General features: G+C 60.1%; 7 protein-coding genes. All 7 read left to right on the forward strand.

Features of this window, described 5'->3' with window-relative positions; all coding sequences use genetic code 11:
- Nucleotides 1–946 precede the first annotated feature (946 nt).
- The 7 genes from infA (at nucleotide 947) to rplQ (ending at nucleotide 4,422) form a co-directional block, all read left to right on the forward strand.
- Nucleotides 947–1,165 (forward strand): translation initiation factor IF-1, encoded by a 219-nt coding sequence (gene infA / locus C2L80_RS13080; protein ID WP_087193070.1) that lies wholly within the window; start codon nucleotides 947–949, stop codon nucleotides 1,163–1,165.
- Nucleotides 1,166–1,271: 106 nt separating this feature from the next.
- On the forward strand, nucleotides 1,272–1,385 hold the full coding sequence (rpmJ, locus tag C2L80_RS13085) for a 50S ribosomal protein L36 (protein WP_006363204.1): 114 nt from the start codon (nucleotides 1,272–1,274) through the stop codon (nucleotides 1,383–1,385).
- A gap of 21 nt (nucleotides 1,386–1,406) precedes the next feature.
- Nucleotides 1,407–1,775 carry a 30S ribosomal protein S13 gene (rpsM, locus tag C2L80_RS13090; protein ID WP_087193071.1) on the forward strand — a complete coding sequence of 123 codons (369 nt, stop codon included), beginning with the start codon at nucleotides 1,407–1,409 and terminating at the stop codon, nucleotides 1,773–1,775.
- Between the two features lie 12 nt (nucleotides 1,776–1,787).
- The gene (gene rpsK / locus C2L80_RS13095) at nucleotides 1,788–2,186 is read left to right on the forward strand and encodes a 30S ribosomal protein S11 (protein WP_087195538.1); all 399 of its coding nucleotides are present in this window, start codon (nucleotides 1,788–1,790) and stop codon (nucleotides 2,184–2,186) included.
- A 19-nt stretch (nucleotides 2,187–2,205) separates the two neighbouring features.
- Nucleotides 2,206–2,802: a 30S ribosomal protein S4 gene (gene rpsD / locus C2L80_RS13100; RefSeq protein WP_087195539.1), complete on the forward strand. Its 597-nt coding sequence runs from the start codon at nucleotides 2,206–2,208 to the stop codon at nucleotides 2,800–2,802.
- A gap of 30 nt (nucleotides 2,803–2,832) precedes the next feature.
- Nucleotides 2,833–3,783 carry a DNA-directed RNA polymerase subunit alpha gene (locus tag C2L80_RS13105; protein ID WP_087195540.1) on the forward strand — a complete coding sequence of 317 codons (951 nt, stop codon included), beginning with the start codon at nucleotides 2,833–2,835 and terminating at the stop codon, nucleotides 3,781–3,783.
- Between the two features lie 12 nt (nucleotides 3,784–3,795).
- Nucleotides 3,796–4,422: a 50S ribosomal protein L17 gene (gene rplQ, locus C2L80_RS13110; RefSeq protein WP_087195541.1), complete on the forward strand. Its 627-nt coding sequence runs from the start codon at nucleotides 3,796–3,798 to the stop codon at nucleotides 4,420–4,422.
- Nucleotides 4,423–4,939 lie beyond the last annotated feature (517 nt).

Genomic DNA, 4,939 nt, shown 5'->3' on the forward strand with positions numbered 1-4,939 from the left:
AGTACGTGGCCGAGAGCGAGTGGGGCTCGAGGCGCTATCTGGACGTGACTCTGCTGGAGGGGTAGCCGCACCGGACGGCGGGCTTATGAGGCTGTCGGAAAAGTGCGCAAGATTCTTGACGGTACCGTTGCGAATCCCTCCGATTTTGGCCACGAAACCGCGTTCTGGCACACGCTCGGGCGGTTTCGCCGCATTTTGCTTGCCTTCAAATTTTCCGACCTGGGGTTTTGTCGACCGCAACACCTCTTGCGACCCGAGCAAGGCCGGAATCCGTGCCAGAACGCGGTTTCGTGGCCAAAAAAGCCGTGTTTTCCTGCATGGCCACCGCGCAGAAAGAGCACGATGCGGGCGTGCGGGTGCAGATGCGGAGGCGAGGGTTGGCGCTTGGGATGATGTGCGTAAGGGGAGGGTGCGTGCGGCGAATGCCGCCAGGTTCTTGCGAATGCGTTTCTTGCCATCCGCATCTTTCGGAAGTTTCGTCTCCCGAAAGCTTTGAGCGGGTGCGTGTTCGCTTGGCTGCTTGCGTCCTTCTTGGGGGCATTGCGTGCTGGGCGTTTTGTCTGGCAAGACGATTCGCCTTTGCGGCGTTCGAGGTGCGTCGCGACTCGGTTCTGATTTTCTTGTTGTCGCGGCGCGTCGCGCGCGTCTTCGCTTGACCTGGTGGCGCAAAGCGCTACAATGACACATTATCTTCGACGGACCGCTCTGACGAGCCTCGCTTCCGTCAAGCCGACAAGGCGGCTGCGCATCGCGCGAATACCTGGCGGTCCCGCTTCCTTATGCGCGGACTGCGCGGCTTCAGACCGCGAGCCTGGCAAGCAGGTACCGAAAACCAACACGGTTTGTTGGTTTTGTGCGCTCATCCCGCTTTTTCCTCCACATCTTGTCAATAGTTTGGTACTATTTATGATTGCTGCTTAACGACGATTCGCTTGGAGGAGCACCTTTGACGAAAGAAGATGTCATCGAGCTTGGGGGCACCGTTCTCGAGGCTCTGCCGAACGCCATGTTTAGGGTTGAACTCGAAAACGGCCACAAGATATTGGCTCACATTTCCGGCAAGATGCGCATGCACTACATCAAGATCCTGCCGGGCGACAAGGTGACCGTCGAGTTGTCCGTCTACGATCTGAATCGCGGGCGCATCACGTACCGCTTCAAATAGGCGAATCGGCGGCTCGTCGTTCAAGCATCGTCGGGTAAGAGGGAATCAGCGTCTGCGGCTGGGCGTGAAATATAGAACAGGTACGCATAACCGAAAGGAAAATGATATGAAGGTACGTCCTTCGGTCAAGAAAATGTGCGACAAGTGCAAGATCATCCGACGCCATGGCAAGGTGCTCGTCATCTGCGAGAATCCGCGCCACAAGCAGCGTCAGGGCTAGGAAGAAAGAGGAGAGTAACCTATGGCACGTCTTGTTGGCGTCGACCTTCCTCGCGACAAGCGCATTGAAGTCGGCTTGACCTACATCTACGGCATCGGCCTGACCACCTCCAAGAAGATCTTGGCGGAGACGGGCATCAACCCCGACACTCGCACGAACGATCTCACCGAAGAGGAGCTCGTGAAGCTGCGCGACTACATCCAGGCGAACCTTAAGGTCGAGGGCGACCTGCATCGCGAGGTTTCGCAGAACGTCAAGCGCCTCATGGAGATCGGCTGCTACCGCGGCCTCCGTCATCGTCGCGGCCTGCCCGTTCGCGGCCAGCGCACGCACACGAACGCTCGCACCCGCAAGGGTCCGCGCAAGCAAATCGGCGGCAAGAAGAAGTAAGGGAGCAGACAAGTGGCAGCTAAGAAACAAGTGCGCACGCGCATCAAGCGTTCCGAGCGTAAGAACATCGCCGTCGGTGCCGCGCATATCAAGTCGACGTTCAACAACACCATCGTGAGCATCACCGATCCCCAGGGCAATGTGATCTCCTGGCAGTCTGCCGGCACGGTCGGCTTCAAGGGCTCGCGCAAGTCCACGCCGTTCGCGGCGCAGATGGCCGCCGAGGCCGCTGCCAAGACGGCGATGGAGCACGGCCTGCGCAAGGTCTCCGTGTTCGTGAAGGGCCCCGGCTCGGGCCGCGAGACGGCTATCCGCTCGCTGCAGGCCGCCGGCCTCGAAATCGCCAGCATCCAGGATTGCACACCCATTCCGCACAACGGTTGCCGTCCTCGCAAGCGTCGTCGCGTGTAACTGAAAGGATCGATTAACCATGGCAATCAATAGAACCCCGGTTCTGAAGCGCTGCCGTCAGCTTGGTCTGGATCCGGTGGTGCTGGGTTATAGCAGCTCCAAGACGTCCATTCGCGAGCCGAAGCGCCGCCGCAAGGAGAGCGAATACGGCATGCAACTTCGCGAGAAGCAGAAGGTCAAGTTCATCTACGGCGTGCTCGAGAAGCAGTTCCGCGGCTACTACAAGAAGGCGAAGTCCATGCCGGGCATCACGGGCGAGAACCTGATGCGCATCCTCGAGTCGCGCTTGGACAACGTCATCTTCCGTCTGGGCTTCGCGCGCACGCGCAAAGAGGCTCGTCAGATCGTGACGCACGGCCATATCCAGGTGAACGGCCGCCGCGTGGACATCCCGTCGTTCCGCGTGAAGGCCGGCGACGTCGTGGCCGTTGCCCCCAAGTCGAAGGAACTGCTGGTCATCAAGAGCGCGCTTGTCTCCAACGAGCGCTTCCAGGTTCCCGCATGGCTTGAGGTCGACATCGAGAAACTTCAGGGCAGTGTTCTTTCGCTTCCGCAGCGCGATCAGATCGATCTGGACATTCGCGAGCAGCTCATCATCGAGCTCTACTCGAAGTAATCGCCGCGAAGTTAAGGAGGCTTATCCCACATGACAGAGTTCATGAGGCCTACGGTAACAACGGAAGAAGTCAACGATACTGTCGCGCGTTTCATCGTCGAGCCGCTTGAGCGCGGTTACGGCTACACGCTGGGCAACTGCATGCGCCGCGTGCTGCTCTCGTCGCTGGACGGGGCGAAAGCCACCGCCATCCAGATCGAGGGCGTGCAGCATGAGTTCACCACGGCCGAAGGTGTCATCGAGGATATCACCGACATCGTCCTGAACGTGAAGGGGCTCGTGTTCTCCGCGCTCAACGACGACATCGAGGAGGCCACGGCGCACGTGTCGGCCGAGGGCCCCTGCACGGTCACGGGTGCGGATCTCGAAGTTCCCACCGAGTTCACGCTGATCAATCCCGAGCACGTCATCGCCACGGTGGCCGACGGCGGTCAGCTGGACATGACGGTGCGCATCGGGGTGGGCCGCGGGTACGTGTCGGCCGAGCGCAACAAGCGCACGGAGGATCCCATCGGGGTCATCCATGTGGACTCGCTGTTCTCGCCGGTTCGTCGCTGCACCCTCAACGTCACCGACACCCGCGTGGGCCAGCGCACCGACTACGACAAGCTCGTGCTGGAGGTTGAGACGGACGGCAGCATCACGCCGACCGAGGCCGTGTGCCGCGCGTCCAACATCATCAACCAGTACATGGGGGCGTTCCTCAGCCTGTCCGACGCCATCGACGAGGAGGAGGGCGAGATCCCGTCCATCTTCGCGCCGGAGGGCCAGGAGTCCAACGCCGAGCTGGACAAGCAGATCGAGGACCTCGACCTGTCGGTTCGCTCCTACAACTGCCTGAAGCGCGCTGGCATCCACTCGGTGCGCCAGCTGGTCGAGTTCTCCGAGAACGACCTGCTGAACATCAGAAACTTTGGTGCGAAGTCCATCGAGGAAGTGAAAGACAAGCTCATTTCCATGGACCTCAATTTGAAGCTATAGGAGAGAGGTATCATGCGACACAATTACAAGGGCCGCAAGCTGGGGACGGACTTCGCCCATACCAAGGCCATGAAGAAGAGCCTGGTGAACGCCCTGTTCCTGAATGATCGCATCAAGACGATCGAGTCGCGCGCCAAGGAGATCCGTCCTGACGTGGACAAGATCATCACGTGGGCGAAGCGCGGCGACCTGCACGCCCGCCGTCTGGCCATCGCGGCCCTCGGCGACAAGGAGCTTGTGCGCGAGATCTTCGAGAAGGTCGAGCAGGGCATGTGGCAGGATCGCCAGGGCGGCTACACCCGCATCATGAAGCTCGGCCCCCGCAAGGGCGACAACGCCCCCATGGTCATCATGGAGCTGGTGACCGAGCCGGTGAAGAAGAAGGAGGAGGCCAAGCCCGCCGCCAAGAAGGCGACGAAGAAGGCCGCTCCGAAGAAGGTCGAGGCCGCTGAGGAGGCTCCGAAGGAGGAGGCCGCCGAGGCGAAGGCTGCGGAGGCTGTCGAGGAGAGCGCCGAGGCGAAGGCCGAGGAGGCCGTTGCCGAGGGTGCGGAAGAGGCCGCTGCCGAGAGCGCGGAGGCTGTCGAAGCCGAGAAGGCCGACGCTCCCGCCGAGGAGGACAAGAAAGAGAAGGCCGAATAGCCCCTCTGCCTTGCAACCGAGAATCGAAAGGACCCGTTCGCGGGTCCTTTTTCGTATGTGCCGGCCGCGATCTGCGGCGCGCGGTGGGTTTGGGTTCCCGGTTTGGCTTTCTGGATGTTGCTTTTCTTGCAACGGTAAAGAATTTGGAAATTTTCAGTGGTATTTGACCGTTTGGAAGCGCATCGCGAGAAGCTATACCATACAACGCATCAATTCCGTTGTATATCAAACAAAATGAGCGGTTTCGACCCGTCTACTGTCTGCAGAATGCCTCCCAAACATTCTTTGAGGTTGCAAACGGTCAAATATCACTGAAAATTTCTGAATTCTTTACCGCGATTGGTTACGGAAGTTGCGCGCGGATCGCGTGATTGGTTGCGGGGGGAGGCGGCGCGTGGATTGCGCGAATGGTTGCAGGGGTGCATGCGGATTGCGTGCTTGGTTGCAGGAGTGGTGCGTGGGTTGCGTGCTTGGTTGCAGGGGCGGCTATTGCTCGAACACGCGGTTCGGGGGGGGG

Origin of the sequence: Rubneribacter badeniensis (genome assembly GCF_002899695.1) — a bacterium.
GTDB lineage: Bacteria > Actinomycetota > Coriobacteriia > Coriobacteriales > Eggerthellaceae > Rubneribacter > Rubneribacter badeniensis.

Excerpts from the sequence above, each read along its gene's own strand:
- rpsD (WP_087195539.1), top strand. The coding sequence starts at position 2,206 with ATGGCAATCAATAGAACCCCGGTTCTGAAGCGCTGCCGTCAGCTTGGT.
- rpmJ (WP_006363204.1), top strand. The coding sequence starts at position 1,272 with ATGAAGGTACGTCCTTCGGTCAAGAAAATGTGCGACAAGTGCAAGATC.
- rplQ (WP_087195541.1), top strand. The coding sequence starts at position 3,796 with ATGCGACACAATTACAAGGGCCGCAAGCTGGGGACGGACTTCGCCCAT.
- C2L80_RS13105 (WP_087195540.1), top strand. The coding sequence starts at position 2,833 with ATGACAGAGTTCATGAGGCCTACGGTAACAACGGAAGAAGTCAACGAT.
- rpsM (WP_087193071.1), top strand. The coding sequence starts at position 1,407 with ATGGCACGTCTTGTTGGCGTCGACCTTCCTCGCGACAAGCGCATTGAA.